The 18,631-nt window shown below is 45.3% G+C and carries 14 protein-coding genes; 5 read left to right on the plus strand and 9 right to left on the minus strand.

The window, feature by feature from the left end; genetic code table 11:
• Positions 1 to 5: 5 nt before the first annotated feature.
• Positions 6 to 926, minus strand: a complete 921-nt coding sequence (locus QZZ41_RS01120) for an adenylyl-sulfate kinase (protein ID WP_295066930.1) — start codon at positions 924 to 926, stop codon at positions 6 to 8.
• Between the two features lie 538 nt (positions 927 to 1,464).
• Here QZZ41_RS01120 and QZZ41_RS01125 point away from each other — a divergent pair.
• From QZZ41_RS01125 to QZZ41_RS01140, 4 genes are all read left to right on the plus strand, one after another.
• Positions 1,465 to 1,845, plus strand: a complete 381-nt coding sequence (locus tag QZZ41_RS01125; RefSeq protein ID WP_295066932.1) for a hypothetical protein — start codon at positions 1,465 to 1,467, stop codon at positions 1,843 to 1,845.
• A 1-nt stretch (position 1,846) separates the two neighbouring features.
• The gene (locus QZZ41_RS01130; RefSeq protein WP_295066934.1) at positions 1,847 to 2,401 is read left to right on the plus strand and encodes a transposase; all 555 of its coding nucleotides are present in this window, start codon (positions 1,847 to 1,849) and stop codon (positions 2,399 to 2,401) included.
• Between the two features lie 73 nt (positions 2,402 to 2,474).
• Positions 2,475 to 4,421 carry a threonine--tRNA ligase gene (gene thrS, locus QZZ41_RS01135; RefSeq protein WP_295066936.1) on the plus strand — a complete coding sequence of 649 codons (1,947 nt, stop codon included), beginning with the start codon at positions 2,475 to 2,477 and terminating at the stop codon, positions 4,419 to 4,421.
• A 392-nt stretch (positions 4,422 to 4,813) separates the two neighbouring features.
• On the plus strand, positions 4,814 to 5,338 hold the full coding sequence (locus tag QZZ41_RS01140; RefSeq protein ID WP_295066938.1) for a DinB family protein: 525 nt from the start codon (positions 4,814 to 4,816) through the stop codon (positions 5,336 to 5,338).
• A gap of 185 nt (positions 5,339 to 5,523) precedes the next feature.
• On the opposite strand, the gene QZZ41_RS01145 is transcribed toward QZZ41_RS01140, so the two are convergent.
• The 7 genes from QZZ41_RS01145 to QZZ41_RS01175 form a co-directional block, all read right to left on the minus strand.
• Positions 5,524 to 6,930, minus strand: coding sequence for a glycine--tRNA ligase (locus QZZ41_RS01145; protein ID WP_295066940.1), 1,407 nt, complete (start codon positions 6,928 to 6,930; stop codon positions 5,524 to 5,526).
• A 243-nt stretch (positions 6,931 to 7,173) separates the two neighbouring features.
• Entirely contained in the window at positions 7,174 to 7,356 is a 183-nt protein-coding gene (locus QZZ41_RS01150) for a hypothetical protein (protein ID WP_295066942.1), read from the minus strand.
• 11 nt (positions 7,357 to 7,367) lie between these two features.
• The gene (locus QZZ41_RS01155) at positions 7,368 to 8,354 is read right to left on the minus strand and encodes a glycosyltransferase family 2 protein (protein ID WP_295066944.1); all 987 of its coding nucleotides are present in this window, start codon (positions 8,352 to 8,354) and stop codon (positions 7,368 to 7,370) included.
• 444 nt (positions 8,355 to 8,798) lie between these two features.
• Entirely contained in the window at positions 8,799 to 10,136 is a 1,338-nt protein-coding gene (locus QZZ41_RS01160; protein ID WP_295066946.1) for an aspartate kinase, read from the minus strand.
• A 368-nt stretch (positions 10,137 to 10,504) separates the two neighbouring features.
• On the minus strand, positions 10,505 to 11,782 hold the full coding sequence (locus QZZ41_RS01165; RefSeq protein ID WP_295066948.1) for an MFS transporter: 1,278 nt from the start codon (positions 11,780 to 11,782) through the stop codon (positions 10,505 to 10,507).
• A 327-nt stretch (positions 11,783 to 12,109) separates the two neighbouring features.
• Positions 12,110 to 13,996, minus strand: a complete 1,887-nt coding sequence (locus QZZ41_RS01170) for a glycoside hydrolase family 13 protein (RefSeq protein WP_295066950.1) — start codon at positions 13,994 to 13,996, stop codon at positions 12,110 to 12,112.
• A gap of 95 nt (positions 13,997 to 14,091) precedes the next feature.
• Positions 14,092 to 16,500 carry a glycogen/starch/alpha-glucan phosphorylase gene (locus tag QZZ41_RS01175; protein WP_295066952.1) on the minus strand — a complete coding sequence of 803 codons (2,409 nt, stop codon included), beginning with the start codon at positions 16,498 to 16,500 and terminating at the stop codon, positions 14,092 to 14,094.
• Positions 16,501 to 16,972: 472 nt separating this feature from the next.
• On the opposite strand from QZZ41_RS01175, the gene QZZ41_RS01180 reads away from it, so the two are divergent.
• Positions 16,973 to 18,187, plus strand: a complete 1,215-nt coding sequence (locus tag QZZ41_RS01180; protein WP_295066954.1) for a hypothetical protein — start codon at positions 16,973 to 16,975, stop codon at positions 18,185 to 18,187.
• 78 nt (positions 18,188 to 18,265) lie between these two features.
• On the opposite strand, the gene QZZ41_RS01185 is transcribed toward QZZ41_RS01180, so the two are convergent.
• Positions 18,266 to 18,613: a hypothetical protein gene (locus QZZ41_RS01185; RefSeq protein ID WP_295066955.1), complete on the minus strand. Its 348-nt coding sequence runs from the start codon at positions 18,611 to 18,613 to the stop codon at positions 18,266 to 18,268.
• Between the last annotated feature and the right edge of the window lie 18 nt (positions 18,614 to 18,631).

Genomic DNA, 18,631 nt, shown 5'->3' on the forward strand with positions numbered 1-18,631 from the left:
ACGGCTCAATATTTGAACTGTCCGTTGCCTATGAATTCGCAGATGAGCGAATCGGGAGTAATATCCTTTTTGTCGATAGGCGTAAGAGCTTCGAGGACTTTCACTGACTCCCTGACTTCGGGAACGTCCATGAGCTCCTCGAGCTGACCGAGAAGGTCGTTGCGGTAAGCTGAAAGCTCATAAGCCATGAATGTATCAACATCATAGTCCGAGCGATATTTATATGGCATTATGTACTTGTTCTCGCCTGCCTCAACGTTGTGGAACATATTCATTGTTTCACGGAGAGAGCGTTTGCGGAAGTTCTTGTCGCGTATCATTCGGCGCATAAGACGTATCCTTGACGGGTGAAGAAGTATGCCGTCATCTGAGATACGTGTGCGGACGCTGACATATATCTTGCTTATCATGCTGTCGGGAACAGTGATAACGGAGGGGTTGAGAGCGTGTATGCCCTCGAAAATAACTATCTCGCCCTTGTTTCTCTTGAATTTCTTTCCCGAGCCGCAGCGTGTAGATGTCTTGAAATTGTACTTCGGCAGCTCTATCTCCTTGCAGGCACTTATTGCCTCTATCTGCTGATTGAGGAGCTGACTGTCTACGCGGAGAGGTGACTCAAGATCCATTTTTCCCTCGGCAGCAAGTGTTTTTTCAGCTTCTGTCAGCGGACAGAACCAGTTGTCCATAGAAAGTGTATGTGTTTCGTGCCCCATATCGTCAAGGAGCTTTTCTATCATCATAGCCGTAGTTGTCTTGCCCGAGCCTGAGGGTCCCGAAAGGAGTATTACAGGCTTTTCGTTATGATTATCGGCGATATCGTCCGCTATTTTCTTTAATTTGTAGAGGTAATCCTCGTTTATTGCCCTTACATATTCTTTAGGGTCTTTTTCTATTCCCTGATTTATTCTTGCAACTTCAATATTCATTAAGGGATCTCCTTTATTACTTTTTTTCATCGGCAGCAATGTGCCGGAAATATTTTGTCAGATACACTTGAAGGTCAAAATTATTGTCCTGAGTGATACTCACATCAGTACATTTATAATATTATATCACATTTTTTGTATTATTTCAACCCGTCATTTTGGTATTTTTAACGTTATATTCAACGGGCTGTTTATTTTTGCGTGTGATACATAACTTTTTGTATGTTTACCCCCTTGACAAACCGTAAAAACTGTGTTAATATAAACTTACAATATTCCGTAAAACGTAGATGAGGAAGGCTTTTCCGCGACCGTTTCAGAGAGCAGCCGTTTGGTGCGAGGCTGCACGGGCAGGATATCACAGCACACCGCCTCTGAGTGCGCCTAATAAGCGTCGGGAGCTCCCGTTACAGAGCACTTGAGATACGGAGAAAGCTCCGTGTGAATCAGGGTGGAACCACGGTTATTATCGTCCCTTGTGCCTAATTATAGGCGTAAGGGGCTTTTTTGTTATCTTGACGCGGTCGGAGGTGAGAATGTGAGCAATATCAAGTACAACGAGCACGAGGAAGCATACGAGCTGCCGTATAAGATATGGGGCGAGATGATGACCGTCCGCTTTTATACCGAGAGCGAGGAGACTATAATCAGCAACCTCAAGGATATCGCAAAAAAGCTGGCTCAGCTTGACAGCGGCAAGAGTACCATAGCAGGTATGCTTATCGACGAAGGCTACTATGAGGGCAGTGCTGCGGACGCTCTTGCAAAAATACTGAAGATAAAGGACGTTTACGTCGATATCGACGACGAGGATATCGTCGTTTGCTTCGATACAGGTACTGACGACGTTTTCATGAAAGGCTTTGTCCATGTGGAGCTCTTCGGCGAGCTGTTCGAGATAACAGGCTGGGTCACATGAAATGGATATTCCGCAGCGGAAGGATATACGCCTCCATAATTACGATTATTCCCGTAACGGTGCGTATTTTGTGACGATATGTACACGTAATAAAATGTGCATTTTCTGGGATAACAATGATAAATATAAACCAATTCCACCTGAAAACGGAAATCTTGGTGTAGGGACGGCCATTGGCCGTCCGCAAGATGATAAAAAAATTCATTTATCCAAATACGGTCGATATGTAAAAGAGGCGTTGAATTTAGTAAATAAAAAACATTCGATGGTTTTTGTCGATAAATATGTTATAATGCCAAATCACATTCATGTTATTTTTAGGGTAGATAAACCGCTTGATTTTGAATTAAGCGGACGGCCAATGGCCGTCCCTACAATTTCGACAGTAATAAATCAATTCAAGGGTTATGTTTCAAAAAAATCAGGATTTCATGTTTGGCAGGGCAGATTTTACGACCGCGTATTGCGGAACGATTGGGAATACCGAAATGCGTGGCAATACATCGAAAATAATCCCGAAAATTGGGAAAACGATGAATTATTCTGCATGGAATAACAGATCATCGCACAAACGAATAATTATGCATCAAGCATTATGAATTATGAATCAATAAAAAGGAGAGATCACCATGATCAAATTATCATTACCTGACGGCAGCGTTCGCGAGATCGAGTCTGCACAGTCAGCCGCAGAAATCATCAAGGGCATCGGCATGGGACTTTACAAGGCTGCCTGCTGCGTAAAGGTAAACGGCGAGGTATGCGACCTACGCACAGTTATCGACAGCGACTGTCAGTTCGAGGTATGCACATTTGACAGCATTGACGGTAAAAAGACATTCTGGCACACAGCTTCACATATCCTTGCACAGGCTGTAAAGAGACTTTACCCTGCTGCAAAGCTTGCTATCGGTCCTGCTATCGATAACGGTTTCTACTACGATTTCGACCTCGAAAAGCCTTTCACTCCCGAGGAGCTTGAAAAGATCGAGGCTGAGATGAAGGCTATCGTTAAGGAAGGCATTGAGCTTGAAAAGTTTGAGCTCTCACCTGCTGACGCTATCGCTAAGCTCAAGGAAATGGACGAGCCTTACAAGGTTGAGCTCTGCGAGGAACACGTTGACAAGGGCGAGCCTATCTCATTCTACAAGCAGGGCGAATTCATCGACCTCTGTGCAGGTCCTCACCTTATGACTACAGCTCCTGTAAAGGCATTCAAGCTTATCTCGTGTACAGGTGCTTACTGGCGCGGCAGCGAGAAGAACAAGATGCTCAGCCGTGTATACGCTACAGCTTATCCTAAGGCTGCTGACCTTGAAGCTGATCTCAAACAGCGTGAAGAGGCTAAGCTCCGCGACCACAACAAGCTTGGACGTGAACTTGAATACTTCACAACAGTTGACGTTATCGGTCAGGGACTTCCTGTACTTCTTCCAAAGGGTGCAAGAGTAGTTCAGCTTCTCCAGCGTTGGGTAGAAGATGTTGAGCAGAAGCGCGGATATCTCCTTACAAAGACTCCGCTTTTCGCTAAGAGAGAATTCTTCAAGATATCAGGTCACTGGGATCACTACCTTGACGGTATGTTCATCATGGGCGATCCATACGACGAGGAGAAGGAGTGTTTTGCTCTCCGTCCTATGACTTGTCCTTTCCAGTATCAGGTATTCCTCAACAGACAGCGTTCTTACCGTGATCTTCCTATGCGTCTGGGCGAGACTTCGACTCTGTTCCGTAAGGAGGACTCAGGCGAGATGCACGGTCTTATCCGTGTTCGTCAGTTCACTATCTCAGAGGGACATCTTGTACTTCGTCCAGAGCAGCTCGAAGAAGAATTCAAGGGCTGTCTTGAGCTTGCTAAGTATATGCTTGACACAGTAGGTATCCTTGAGGACTGTACATTCCGTTTCTCACAGTGGGATCCTGCAAACCCGAAGAACAAGTATGAGGGTACAAAGGAGCAGTGGGACGAAGCTCAGGAAGTAATGGGCAAGATACTCGACCACCTCGGAGTAAAGTACACTATCGGTATCGACGAGGCTGCATTCTACGGTCCTAAGCTTGATATCCAGTACAAGAACGTTTACGGCAAGGAAGATACTATCGTTACTATCCAGATAGATATGCTTCTCGCTCAGCGTTTCGGCATGGAGTATGTTGACGTTGACGGTTCAAAGAAGATACCTTACATCATTCACAGAACATCACTGGGCTGCTATGAGAGAACTCTCGCATACCTCATCGAAAAGTATGCAGGTGCAATGCCCCTCTGGCTCGCTCCAGAGCAGGTTCGTATCGTGCCTGTTGCTGACCGTCACCTTGATTACTGCAACGAGCTCCTTGCTAAGCTTGATGCAGCAGGCATACGTGCTACTATTGACGACAGAGCTGAAAAGGTCGGCAAGAAGGTACGTGACGCAAGACTCGAAAAGCTGCCTGTATGGGTAACTGTCGGTGATAAGGAAGTCGAGAGCAATACTGTTTCAGTATCTTCAAGACGTGAGGGAGACCTCGGTTCTATGAGCCAGAACGATCTCCTCGGCAAGCTTCTTGACGATATAGCAAAGAAAGTAAGATAATCAGGCTTTGCCTGATCGAGCCATTAGCCGTTAGCCCTTAGCCTTTAGTCTGAGGGCGACGGCTGATTTAATTCGTAATGTGTAATTAAAAGTTCCTTAAGCGATGTACAAGTATGGATATTTGAAGGAGTGAGCGAGCTTGCAAGCGACAACGTGGCAAGGGGGCGTAGGCTCTGCGCTGTAGGAGCGAGTTCCGCTTGCCCGAGAGAATCGATACAAATAATAAGATACGATGTGTAGGGACGCCCATTGGGCGTCCGCGATAATTGCATCGAGACAAGCTGAACGCCGAGGTCGGCGTTCCCTACACATGGTTGAGGCATAATTGAACTGTAATTTGCGGGCGGATAATATCCGCCCATACACAAATAAAAAAGAACGAAGGTGTATTTATGAACGAGCTTTGCAAAATTATCAAAGATATGGTAGTACCTAACTTTATGAACATAAGGACTTCACTGCGAACTTACGACCGTGATGCTCTGTGCTGCGGATCTCCCTGCTGGAGGTGGGCTTATCATGCCATACACTCGGCGGACAAGTGGTTCATAAATCCCTGTGTTTACGATGAACCGCCTTTCCACGAGGAGGGGCTGGATAATCCCGATAAACCTGCAACTGTCGTTCTTTCAGATGAGAAGCTTCTTGAATATCTGGACGCGGTTGAGAAGAAAACTCTCGATTATCTTGATACTCTCACGGACGATATGCTCTATGAATGTCCCGAAAACTGCGAGCACACACGCATGGAGCTGGTGCTGAGACAGTTCAGGCATATCTCATTCCATACAGGTATGCTCAACGGTCAGACGGCTCTGGCTACGGGAAAATTCCCCATGTGGGTATCACAGGCTGATAAATACGTCGATGACGGCATATTCTTCGGCAGATACCGCAAAGGACAGGTTACGAAATAATTAAAGGACACCTTCGGGTGTCCTTTTTAATTCATAATTTATAATGCATAATTCATAATTGTAGGGGCGCGTTCCGCCGCCCATATTTTACAGATAACACCGTAAGCGATGTACAAGTATGGATATTTGAAAGAGTGAGCGAGCTTGCAAGCGACAACGTGGATAGGGTGCAGCGTCCCCTACAATTAGAACTGCATCTTAGCTTCGAGGTATGCAACGAGGTCGTTTATGTTTACGCGCTCCTGCTGCATTGTGTCACGGTCACGGACTGTTACACAGTTGTCCTTTTCGAGTGTATCGAAGTCGTATGTGATACAGAAAGGTGTACCGATCTCGTCCTGACGGCGGTATCTCTTACCGATAGTACCTGCCTCATCGAAGTCTACCATGAACTTCTTGGAGAGCATATCGTATACTTCCTCAGCCTTTGGTGAGAGCTTCTTAACAAGTGGGAGTACAGCAGCCTTGAAAGGAGCAAGTGCAGGGTGGAAGTGCATAACTGTTCTTGTTTCCTTCTTCTCATTGCCGTCCTTGTCAGTTGAAACAAGTTCTTCCTCATCGTAAGCCTCAGTTACAACTGAGAGGAAGAGTCTCTCTACACCGAGAGATGGCTCGATAACGTATGGGATATACTTCTCGTTTGTCTCAGGATCGAAGTATTCAAGTGACTTGCCGCTGGTATTGATGTGCTGTGTGAGGTCGTAGTCTGTTCTGTCTGCAACGCCCCAGAGCTCGCCCCAGCCGAATGGGAAGAGGTACTCGAAGTCTGTTGTAGCCTTTGAATAGAAGCAGAGCTCCTCCTGATCGTGGTCACGGAGACGGATATTCTCCTCCTTGAGACCCAGTGAGAGAAGGAAGTTCTTGCAGTAGCTTCTCCAGTAGTCGAACCACTCAAGGTCAGTACCAGGCTTGCAGAAGAATTCAAGCTCCATCTGCTCGAACTCACGTACACGGAAGATGAAGTTACCTGGAGTTATCTCGTTACGGAAAGACTTACCTACCTGTGCAACGCCGAAAGGCACCTTTTTACGTGTGGTTCTCTGTATATTAGCGAAGTTTACGAAGATACCCTGTGCAGTCTCGGGACGGAGATAAAGCTCGGATTTGCTGTCCTCTGTAACGCCCTGGAATGTCTTGAACATAAGGTTGAACTGACGGATATCTGTGAAGTTCTGTTTGCCGCAGTTAGGGCATACGATGCCTTTTTCCTTGATGTAGTTCATCATCTGCTCGTTTGACCAGCCTGCAACGTTAGTGCCGTCGAAGTCCTCAATGAGATTGTCGGCACGGTGACGAGTCTTACACTCCTTACAGTCCATGAGAGGATCTGAGAAGCCGCCGATATGTCCTGAAGCTACCCAAGTCTGTGGGTTCATAAGGATAGCGGAGTCGAGACCTACGTTGTACTTGTTCTCCTGAACGAATTTCTTCATCCAAGCTCTCTTGATGTTGTTCTTGAGCTCAACGCCCAGCGGACCGTAGTCCCATGTATTTGCAAGACCGCCGTAGATCTCAGAGCCCGGGTAAACGAAGCCCTTTGACTTACAAAGGTCAACTATCTTGTCCATTACTTTTTCATTGTTTTTAAGCATAATAAGCAACCTCGCTTTTATATTTATATAGTCAACTTATATTTTACCGCATTGTCTCGAAAATGTCAAGACTTTTTAGCCGTTAGCCCTTAGCCTTTAGCCTGTAGGGACGACCATCGGTCGTCCGCAAGTGAGTAAAAAGTAGTGTAGGGGCGCGTTCCGAGCGCCCGTGTAACCTTAACCATTTTGTATGCCTTTCATAAAAATAACAAAACAGCGCAGATAAACTGCGCTGTGATATACTTATTTGAAATTGAAGAATGTAATGCCTGATGCGAACAGAGCTGCTCCGATAAGAATTGCGAAGAATACAGCCTTTTTTATCTTGTGCTTTGCTTTTATCAGTAATATCAGTACAACTACAAACAGAATAATTGCCCAGTACTGTGCAAGAAAGTCTTTGGTGCTGTTTAAAATCTCGTCCATGTTGTATCTCCTTAATTTTGTGTGTTATTTTCTTCTTTTGCAGTTTCGTTGAGAAATTCCGCTATTATATACCTCGGACGCTGCTTGACCTCGGCATATATCTTTCCTATGTACTCGCCTATGATGCCGAGACAGAAGAGCTGCAAGCCGCCTATGAGCCATATGGAGCATATGGTACTTGACCAGCCGTGCTCGGAGAACCCGCCTATTTTAGCGATAAATGCCCATATGAACGCGATAATGCTTGCTGCGGACATTATAAAGCCAAGACCCGTAATGAGCTTCAGCGGCTTTGTGCTGAACGAGGTTATGCCGTTTACAGCGAATGCCAGCATTTTTTTCAACGGATACTTGCTTTCACCTGCGGCTCTCTCATGGCGTTCGTAGTATACCTTGCAGTTCTGAAAGCCGATAAGCGGCACCATTCCGCGGAGAAACAGGTTCACTTCCTTGAAGTTGGCAAGCTCCTGCAATACTCTTTTGCTCATAAGTCGGAAGTCCGCGTGATTATACACAACATCCGCACCCATGACCTTCATGAACTTATAAAAGCCCTCGGCTGTGGACTTCTTGAAAAATGTATCCGTATCTCTTGCACTTCTCACGCCGTAGACTACCTGATTGCCCTCGTAGTATTTCTTCACCATTTCGTCGATAGTGTTTATGTCGTCCTGTAGGTCTGCGTCCATAGTGATACACATATCGCAGATATCCTTTACGGTCATAAGTCCTGCGAGAACTGCATTCTGATGACCGCTGTTGTGAGCAAGGTCTATGCCTGAGAAAAGTGTGGGTTCTTTGCTGTGAAGCTCGCGTATTATGCCCCATGTCTGGTCGGAAGAACCGTCATTTACAAACACTATGCGGCTTTCGGAGGATATAAGACCTGACGAGATAAGGGCAGTGTATTTTGTTTTCAGCTGTTCCGCCGTCTCTCTGAGCACTTCCTGCTCGTTATAGCACGGAACGACCATGTATAGTATTTCTGGCGACTGCATAGCGTGTCCTTTCGTGAAACTATTTTTTATAAGTATATCACAGGGGCTGAAATATGTCAATATACAGAGTTTTCGAGCATAAATTCAAAGATGCTGGCAAACTGTTTTTTTTTATCATATTATTATCATTTTTTGTAGATTATATTTAATCAACTTATTTTTTGAAAGTAGCGTTATCAAAAAAAACACATGTGTATAGCGGGTTTATTGATTGCATTCTGTCTGTGACAGGATGTGCAGATAAAGAAATAGTAGATGACGTTGGAGTGTCATTCAGGATCATAGATAAAAATGATGATGATAACGTCCTGATAAATACTGATTTGATAAATTTCAATGCAACAAAACCGGATGAATAATACAACTTGTTTAATTGTATTGATTAGTAACAGTAAAAAGCCCCCGAGAATGTTTTTAAGCACTCTCAGGGGCTTTGGAGTTTGATTACTGCTTTTCAGAATTGATGAACATATCGTATATTCTGCGGATAGCCTCAGGGAGATCATTCTCGCTCACACCGATGATAACATTCAGCTCGCTTGAACCCTGATCTATCATCTTTACATTGATACGTGCATGAGCCATAGAAGCAAAGATACGTGCAACAGTACCTCTTGTGTTCTTCATTCTGCGTCCTACGACTGCAAGAAGTGCGATACCGTCCTCGATCTCAAGATGATCGGGATCAACTGCCTTGCGAAGCTCTGCAAGCACCTTGTCACGTACAGGGTTGAGCTTGTCTGTGCTGACTGTGATGCTCATAGTGTCGATACCCGAAGGCATATGCTCGAATGAAAGTCCGTTGTTGTAGAGTACAGTCAGTACCTTCATACCGAAGCCTGTCTCGTTGTTCATCATGGCTTTTTCGATATTGATAGTGCTGAAGCCCTTCTTGCCTGCGATACCTGTGATAGTATGATTAAGGCTTTCCTTGCTGAAATCGTAATCATTGCCGACGATCATAGTACCTGCATCCTGTGGAGCGTTGGTATTTCTGATATTTATCGGGATATCTGCTGAACGTACAGGGAAGATAGCGTCCTCGTGGAGTACGGAAGCTCCCATGTAAGCAAGCTCGCGAAGCTCGCGGTATGTTATAACTTCGATAACATCGGGGTTATCAACTATTCTCGGGTCAGCAACGAGGAAGCCCGAAACGTCTGTCCAGTTCTCGTAGATATCAGCCTTTACAGCATTTGCAATGATAGAACCTGTAACATCAGAGCCGCCGCGTGAGAAAGTCTTGATATAACCCTCTGTAGTTCTTCCGTAAAATCCTGGGATAACTGCGTTGTCAAGACCGCTGAGCTTCTCGCGTACAGCCTTTACTGTCTCATCGAGGAGAAGTACGCCGTTTGTATCGAATACGATAACGTCAGCAGCGTCAACGAAATTGAAGCCGAGGTAGTTTGCAAGCACCTTGCCGTTGAGGTATTCGCCGCGGCTTGCTGCGAAATCCTTAGCAGGACGAGCCTTGAGCTCCTTAACGATAGCATCGAACTCCTCGTCAAGTGACATATCAATGCCGAGCTCGGAGATAATGCCGTTATAGCGGTCCTTGATTATCTGGAAATCCTTTGAGAAGTCCATGCCGCTGCCTGCAAGCTCACAGCACTTGTAAAGCATATCTGTTATCTTTATATCATCGGAAAATCTCTTTCCGGGAGCTGACGGAACAACGTATCTGCGCTTTTCGTCGCTCTTGATTATGGAAGCTACCTTTTTGAACTGGTTTGCATCAGCAAGGGAGCTTCCGCCGAATTTAACAACCTTATTACTCATATATATCATCCTTCGTAACTTTGATAATTTTATAGCAATACTTATTATATGCTATTTTGCGTATGAAATCAATTGACAGAAAGCCAAAATTAGACACAATAAAAGTTGTGTTTTTGGTGAATACGCTTGTACGCCACTGGCGGACAGGTAGTGCGAAATCAATTCATAATGCATAATTCATAATTGTAGGGGCGGCGTTCCCTGCTTACGGGCGAGCGGAACTCGCCCCTACAATGCGGTCATGCTGCTTGCATCGTAATTAATGGGAGCCCGAGGGTGGGCTCACCTACACTAAGCACTATGCACTAACAACTAATCACTAATAATAAAGTATCCCCGAAAATGAGTGCTTTCGGGGATCTGTTGTATTATTTTGTTTTCCTGTGCAGAAGCAGGGTGAATACCGCACATACGGCAACTCCTGCAAAGCCGAGGACTGCGAAAAGCAATGCTGCTCCCGAGCCTTTTCCGCTCCCGAACAGCGATACCATTGCACTGTCGGCGGCTTTTCCCGACATATAAGGCTCAAACACCTTGTCGATAAGTATTCCGCCAGAAAGGTATCCTACGGGTATTGTGAAGAATTGCAGAGTATTTCGGCATGAATACACCCTTCCCTGCATATCGGCAGGAATAGTGCTTCTGAGGATAACGTCTAAATTTGCGCCCATATATGGTATGAAAAGCCAGCCGCAGACAGCTCCGAAACACCATACAACAGGCGAATCGCTGAATGCCAGCATGAAATTTTCCGTACTCATTGAGAAAAACAGCGCAAGGCATATGGCTTTTACGCGGTTTTTCGGAGCAGGCGACAACGAAGCTATAAGGCTTCCTGCCAGTGCAGCCGCACCTGCAAAGAAATTCACCGTACCGAGCATTTTTTCGCCGTTTGATGACTTTTCAAGCACCATTGCAGGCAGTGCGGCATTATAAGCCGATGCGATAAGGTTTATGCCTGCAAGAAAGAATATGAGTATCAGCACTAAAGGGCAGCCTTTCAGCCATTTAAGTCCTGCCTTTGCCGATGTGAGAATAGGTTCTTTCTTTTTGTCCGAATTTTCGGGTTCGGGGATATGTATGAACAGCAGCAGTACAAGAAATGCCGCTGCAAAGGTTATGAGGTCAACAGTGATAACTGCCGATACACCGCCGAATGTGAACAATATCGTTGCTATGACGGGCTTTAGCAGTGTATTCAGCGACTGTGAAAATGACCGCAGTCCGCTTGTTTTCTGGTAATATTCTTTTGGTATGAGCTGTGTGGAAGCAACTTCGCTTGCAGGCTGCTGCACCGTGTTCATAAGTCCGTTGAGGGCATTTATGAGGTACAGATGCCACGGTTCGAGAGCGTCCATTTTTATGAGTACGAACGCTGCAACTGTTGTCATTGCTGCGAACAGGTCACACAAGAGCATGACGTGCTTTTTGTTCCATTTATCGCTGAGTGCTCCTGCGAATATGCTCATCAGCACATATGGCGCATAGGAGCATACGGTCAGCAGAGCTGTTTGCAGTGCAGAACCGCTGTATTCGTACAGCCACAGTATCAGCGCGTAGCTTGTCATGGCACTTCCGAGGTCGGAAAGTGACTGAGTGCTCCACAATAAAAGGTATGTTCTGAGTTTTTTTATTGAATTTTTCATTTGACTTTGCTCCTTTTGACAATTTAACAAATATCATCAGTAATGCAAAGTCCGAGGGTGTAATAGCCCTTAGCCGTTAGCCATTAGGCTTTAGCCTTTATCTCCATGCAGTTCCCTCAAACCTTGCATGGAGCGTTTACAACGCATCGTCTCATGATTATCTCCTTAGTGGTTAGTGCTTAGTTATTAGTGAGTAGAATTGTAGGGGCGGCGTTCCGCCGCCCGTATTTTTAATAAAAGCAACGTAAGCGATGTACGAGTATCAGTGTTGATAAGAGTGAACGAGTTTACGAGTGACAACGTGGCAAGGGTGCAGCGTCACGCTGCTTACTTTATAAATTTCGCCTTGATTATAGTATATCCGTAGGGCTTAACTGTAATGGCATCGTTCATAAATCCGCCGTAGAATGGCTGGAAGTCGTTAAAGCGTGAGAGTATCTGGCTTATATTTTCCAGCTGGACTGTATCGCCGCTTCTGTTGATGAAGAAGATATAGTCCATTTTCTGTCCCTGACGGGTAAAGCCGATAAGTCGGCTGTCGTGAGTCTCTTTCTCGTTGATGACGAAGTATATGCGTCCGTCCTTCATATTCGGGATAGACTTTCTTACTCTTCCAAGCTCTGCAACGTAGTTTATAAGCTCTTTATCCTCGTGTCCCCACGGATAGCAGCGGCGGTTGAATGGGTCTTTATAGCCCTGAAGTCCTGCTTCGTCGCCGTAGTATATGCTTGGAACACCCGGCAGGAAGAACTGTATAGCCATTGCAGCCTTGAGCATTTCCTTGCCGTGAGCGTACTGCTCCTCGGAGAGATAGCGTTCAGCCATCCAGTCCTTGCTCTTGTCGTCGCAGTCCTCACCGCCGAGACGATTTATTGCACGTTCGATATCGTGAGTAGAAACAAAGTTCATAAGTACATCTATAGTCGGCTTAGGATAGTTCTCAACTATAGACATAACGGTATTGATGAAGTCGATAGGCTTGCCGCCCTTCATGAACGCGATGATAGCCTCGCGGAAAGGATAGTTCATTACAGAGTCTACCTGATCGCCCAAGAGGTAGCGGCGTTTTATGCCGTAGCTCTCCTTGTTGGTAGCGTCCTCCCATACCTCGCCGATGATTATTTTGTCCTTGTCATAGCCCTTTACGCATTTTCTCAGGTTATTGAGGAATTCATCGGGAAGCTCGTCGGCAACGTCAAGACGATAGCCTGCTGCACCTCTGTCCATCCAGTAGCGGAGAACACCGTCCTCACCGCATATGAATTCGGTGTAGTCCTCGTTGTTTTCCCATACGTTAGGGAGAGTATCTATGCCCCACCATGCTTCGTATACGTTTGGATAGTCGATGAATGTGTACCAGTCGTAGTATTTGCTCTTTTTCGACTGGAAAGCACCTTCCTCGGGATAGCGTCCGAACTTGTTGAAGTAAACGCTGTCTGCGCCTGTATGTGAGAATACTCCGTCGAGTATCACTGCCATATCGTACTTTTCCGCTTCCTTGCAGAGCTCCTCGAACTCCTCGTTAGTACCGAGAAGAGGGTCTGCTTTCATATAGTCAGCGGTATTGTATCTGTGGTTTTCGTGGGATTCAAATATAGGGGTGAGGTAAATGCAGGTAACTCCCAGATTGTGTAGATAAGGGAGCTTTGACTGTATACCTGCGAAATCTCCGCCGAAATAGTCGTTGTTCCATACGTGTCCGTTCTCGTCGGGCTTGTAATATGGAGTGCCGCCCCAGTCGTCACGGAGGATACGTCCCTCGGGGATATTCTCCTTTGGCTTGCCGCTGTTGCAGAAGCGGTCGGGGAATATCTGGTACATGATACCGCCCTTGAGAAAATCGGGAGTCTCATAACGGCTCTTGTATACCGTGAGCTGGAACATCTCGCCGTGGTCAAGACCGCCCTCGTGGAGGTTTATCCTCTTGATATAGTGACGTATTCCGCCCTCTGTATATGAGAAGTAATAATAGTGTACATCGGTGTATCTTGCATTGTATTCAGCTGTGTATGCGAAGCAGTCATCTTCTTCAACGACTTCGTTCATGGTGATAAAACGCTCTTTGAAGCCTGTTCTGAAAAGTACAAGAACAGGTGAATAATCTGGGGTGATGTCCTTTGGCAGACGTATAGTGAAACGACAGGTCTCAAACTGTCTTATTGCTCCGAAAATTGATTTATATCCCAGGTTCCATGTATCATAGAAAGCTTTCATAATAGAAAAACACTCCGTTTTCTTATACTGATTGTATGTATTATTGAAAAAGGGGACGAAGAAAGCAACGTCCCCTTCTTGACATCAGTGTATTATCATCTTAAATGCCAGATGTTTTCAGCGTATTCCGTAACAGCGCGGTCTGCTGAGAAGATACCTGCGCCTGCTATATTGTTGAGAGACATCTTTGCCCACTTGAACTTATCCTCATAGCACTCAGTAATGTACTGCTGTGCTTTTCTGTAGCTGTCAAAGTCGGCAAGTACCATATATGGGTCTCTGTCCTTGAGAGAATTTGCAACGTCATTGAATGTGCAGCCATTTATACCGTGGTACATACGGTCTATAGCCTCGCGGATACGGTTGTCATTGTTGTAGTATTCGCATGGATTGTAGCCTCTTGCACGAAGCTCGTTCACCTCAGGTGTGGTCATGCCGAAGATAACGATATTGTCATCGCCGCAGGCTTCCTTTATCTCGATATTAGCACCGTCAAGTGTACCGAGAGTGATCGCGCCGTTGAGCATGAGCTTCATATTACCTGTACCCGATGCCTCTGTACCTGCAAGTGATATCTGCTCTGAAACGTCGGAAGCAGGCATGAGGTGCTCGGAAAGAGTTACGCAGTAGTTCTCGAGGAATACTACAGAGAGCTTCTGGCTTATCTTCGGGTTCTTTCTTATCTCCTCGGATATTGCCCAAATCATCTTGATTATCTGCTTAGCCAGATAGTATCCCGGTGCAGCCTTTGCAGCAAAGATATAGGTCTTTGGAGTGAAAGGAGCGTCAGGGTCATTGAGGAGATATGCGTAATCCGAAAGGATATTCATTACGTTGAGGTGCTGTCTCTTGTATTCGTGGAGACGCTTTACCTGTACATCGAAGATACTGTCTGTATTGAGGATGATTCCCGACTGGTTCTTGACATATTTTGCGAAGGCTTCCTTGTTTTCCTTCTTTACGTCCATGAGCTTTGTGAGAACTTCCTTATCGTCCTGATATTCCCTGAAGTTTTCAAGCTCTGCGCCGTCCTTGATGAACTTCTTGCCGATAGTTTCGCTGAGGAGCTGTGTAAGTCCCGGATTTGACTGTAAGAGCCATCTTCTGTAAGCGATACCGTTGGTAACGTTCTTGAACTTTTCGGGTGTATTCTCATACTCATCGTGGAATACAGACTGCTTGATGATCTCCGAATGGAGCTTTGATACGCCGTTTACGCTGTGTGAAGCTGCCACACAGAGAGTAGCCATGTGTATCTGATTGTCCTTGATAATGGACATACGTGTAGTTTTTGCGCTGTCGCCGCCGTTTCTCTCCATGAGAGACTGACAGTAGCGGTTGTTTATCTCAACTATGATAGAGAATATTCTCGGTATTACTGTCTTTACGAGGTTAACGTCCCATTTTTCGAGAGCTTCTGCCATAACGGTATGGTTTGTATAGGCAAAAGTTCTTGTAACGATATCCCATGCCTTGTCCCAGCCGTATCCGCAGTCGTCAAGGAGTATTCTCATGAGCTCGGGGATAGCGAGAGTTGGGTGAGTATCGTTTATGTGGATAGATACCTTATCTGCAAGGTTTTCGAGAGTACCGTAAACGTTCATGTGAGTGTTTACGATATCGCCCACTGATGCTGCGCAGAGGAAGTACTGCTGGCGCAGACGGAGGCTCTTGCCCTCGTGGTGATTGTCGTTAGGATAAAGTACCTTTGAGATAGCGTTTGCGATAGAGTTCTGAGCGAGTGCTCTGTCGTAATTACCCTTGTTGAACATTTCCATATCAAAGCTCGGAGCTTTTGCAGTCCACAGACGGAGTACGGAAACGCCGTCAGAGCCGTAGCCTGATACGTACATATCGTAAGGTGTAGCAACAACGGTATTATAGTTTACATGAGAGATATAGTGATAGCGGTCGTCCCAGTATTCCTGGAGATCGCCTTCAAAGTGGATATCTATTGAAAGCTCGGGCTTTGGTACGAGCCATACCGAACCGCCCGGGAGCCAGTTGTCGGGGAGCTCTGTCTGCCAGCCGTCCTCGAGCTTCTGCTGGAAGATGCCGTATTCATAGCATATTGAATAACCCATAGCAGGAAATGCTGTAGTAGCAAGACCGTCAAGATAGCAGGCAGCAAGTCTGCCGAGACCGCCGTTTCCGAGACCTGCATCGGGCTCGTGCTCGTATATCTTTTCGAGGTTGATATCATAAGGCTTGAGCATTTCCTTTATGCCGTCAGCCAGTTCGAGATTGTAGATGCTTGTTTTAAGGGAGCGTCCCATAAGGAACTCCATTGAAAGGTAGTAGATCTGCTTACCGCCCACTGAGTGGGTATGATTGATGAAGCTCTGCCTCTTCGCACCAAGTATTTCTACGATTATCGAAGAAAGTACATGATAAACCTGTTTGTCTGAAGCTTCCTCGGGCGAAACGCTGTACAGAAGCTGAAGTTTTCTCGGGAATTCTTCCTTGATCCTGTCCATAAGAGGGTTTGCCTTTTTTGTAGCCATATCTGATCTCCATTCTGCCGCAAAGGCGGCTTTATTACCTTTTGTATAATCTCCCCTGTGTTTTACCACCTGCTTTCGCCGATGCGGAGAAATTGATTTACAAGCGGTATACACATCAATTATACTATGATTTAAATGATTTTTCAAGTGATTATTTCAACAAATATTTGTCCACTAAATATACGTATTACGGAATTTCGCCAAAATCATAGGAAAAACAGCCGCAAAACGCCGTTTTGCAGTTGTGCATAACGACTGAAAGGTAAGAAAAATGTTTTCATATTTGTGCATAAAAACGAAAAAATTTGATCTCTTAAAATTTTCTATATTTTTAAAAGATAAAACTTAGAAAATGTTTGAAATTTGTATTATTATGTGTTATAATAATAAAAGCGGTTCGCAAAAAATAGAGCCGTGTGAAATGAAAGTGTAGATCAATAGACAACAAAAGAAAATGAAAAGGTGATGTGTCATGGAAACTAAAAAACGTTTTTCAATACTTAAATGTGTAATTATAGTCATATGCGTTCTTCTGATCGTTGTTTCGATCATTGTAAATATCATGTTCTCGGGCGGAAAAACGCCGAAGGTATTCGGAAACTACATCTACGTAGTTAAAGCATCCGATAATATGGGCGGAAACGTTACAGAGGGCGCAGCTCTTATCGCTCCCGATGCAAAGGATCTTTCCATCGCAAAGGGCGATATCGTTCTTGCTAAGCCTGCCGATGATCCCGACAAGATCCACGTTCTCAGTATCTACGATATCGTAACTGCCGAGGACGGCTCAGAGAGGTATACCACAGCTGATGCTGCAAATGTAGGAAGCTCGGAATCTATCCCTAAGAGTAGTATTGTCGCTCTTTGCACTGGTCATACAGAAAGCAAGGAACTTGGCTGGTTCGTAAGATTTGCTTCAAGCATCAAGGGCATACTTCTGATACTTGTTCTCCCATGCGTTATCCTTGTTATCATGCTTATCGCAAAGATAGCCCTGGGCAAGGGGGATGAGGACGATGATTTCGGCTTCTATGAGTATGACGAGATGGAAAAGCAGAGAGACCTTTCAGAGTCAAGAAGGAATTCTCACGACAAGGCAGGAAATCCTCTCTTTGAACCTTCACAGGAAATACAGCCAAGCAGCGAGCTTGAGCGCAAGAAGATGTCAATTGCCGAGAACTTCAGCCAGAAGAAGGTAAATCCCGATTCTCCTTATCAGAAGGAAAAAGAGCGCACAATGCAGTTCAAGACACAGCGCAGTGCTGAAAGCACATTTGCTGCAAGAAATGTAGGCGGTTCTTCTTCAACAGCTCCTACAGCAGACGCTCTCAGAGAAGAAATGCTCCGTAAGACAGCTGAGGCTGAGCGCACAGGCACATTCAATATCAAGGCTACAAGCACACCACAGCAGCCAACAGCTCCTGCTGAGCCTATAACTGATAATACAGGTATCCTTTCAAAGAGCCAGCTTGCTGAGATGTCAAGAAACGATGTTCCTAAGACAACTCCTCTCAGAAGCCAGTCAGCTCCTTCAACAGCTGCTCCAAAGCCTGTAAAGAAGAGCAATACACCTGATATCTCAGATATAATCAGCAAGACTGACCATAATGAACGCAAGAAGAAGGCTGCGGATATGTCCGTTGACGATCTCCTCAAACTCATCGAGGAAGAGAAGAAAAAGCTCTGATAAAATATCAAAGGCAGACCGTATGGTCTGCCTTTTTATTATGTGTTATGGTTTAATATTCCTGTTCTGGAGTTATCATTACCCATTAATAAGCTTCGTATGTACTATCACTGTAATGATGATACCTATCAGACCTATTCCGATAACAACGTAAAGAGCACTCTGCGGAGGTCTTTCTTCCAAAATAATATCTGACAAGATACCAAGTATCCCCACTGTCAGGAATAAGCCGAAAAAGGTGCAAACAGCCTTAAAGCCTTCATTGATACTCCCAAAATAGAACATACCCGTTATAGCTGCTGCAAAGCTAAGCAAAGTCAGAGCGGAGATTATTTTAGTACCTGTTGGGTGCCTTTCGGAAGCCGGCTTTTCGTCGGGATACAGACCGTTTTCGTCGTAATTCATTTTATCGTCGTAGTTTTTCATGTAAAAACCCCCCTTTTC

Source organism: Ruminococcus sp., assembly GCF_016283395.1.

Bases quoted from the DNA above. Each gene is read 5' to 3' on its own strand.
- QZZ41_RS01120 (WP_295066930.1), bottom strand. From the start codon at position 926: ATGAATATTGAAGTTGCAAGAATAAATCAGGGAATAGAAAAAGACCCT.
- QZZ41_RS01130 (WP_295066934.1), top strand. From the start codon at position 1,847: ATGGATATTCCGCAGCGGAAGGATATACGCCTCCATAATTACGATTAT.
- thrS (WP_295066936.1), top strand. From the start codon at position 2,475: ATGATCAAATTATCATTACCTGACGGCAGCGTTCGCGAGATCGAGTCT.
- QZZ41_RS01140 (WP_295066938.1), top strand. From the start codon at position 4,814: ATGAACGAGCTTTGCAAAATTATCAAAGATATGGTAGTACCTAACTTT.
- QZZ41_RS01145 (WP_295066940.1), bottom strand. From the start codon at position 6,930: ATGCTTAAAAACAATGAAAAAGTAATGGACAAGATAGTTGACCTTTGT.
- QZZ41_RS01150 (WP_295066942.1), bottom strand. From the start codon at position 7,356: ATGGACGAGATTTTAAACAGCACCAAAGACTTTCTTGCACAGTACTGG.
- QZZ41_RS01155 (WP_295066944.1), bottom strand. From the start codon at position 8,354: ATGCAGTCGCCAGAAATACTATACATGGTCGTTCCGTGCTATAACGAG.
- QZZ41_RS01160 (WP_295066946.1), bottom strand. From the start codon at position 10,136: ATGAGTAATAAGGTTGTTAAATTCGGCGGAAGCTCCCTTGCTGATGCA.
- QZZ41_RS01165 (WP_295066948.1), bottom strand. From the start codon at position 11,782: ATGAAAAATTCAATAAAAAAACTCAGAACATACCTTTTATTGTGGAGC.
- QZZ41_RS01170 (WP_295066950.1), bottom strand. From the start codon at position 13,996: ATGAAAGCTTTCTATGATACATGGAACCTGGGATATAAATCAATTTTC.
- QZZ41_RS01175 (WP_295066952.1), bottom strand. From the start codon at position 16,500: ATGGCTACAAAAAAGGCAAACCCTCTTATGGACAGGATCAAGGAAGAA.
- QZZ41_RS01180 (WP_295066954.1), top strand. From the start codon at position 16,973: ATGGAAACTAAAAAACGTTTTTCAATACTTAAATGTGTAATTATAGTC.
- QZZ41_RS01185 (WP_295066955.1), bottom strand. From the start codon at position 18,613: ATGAAAAACTACGACGATAAAATGAATTACGACGAAAACGGTCTGTAT.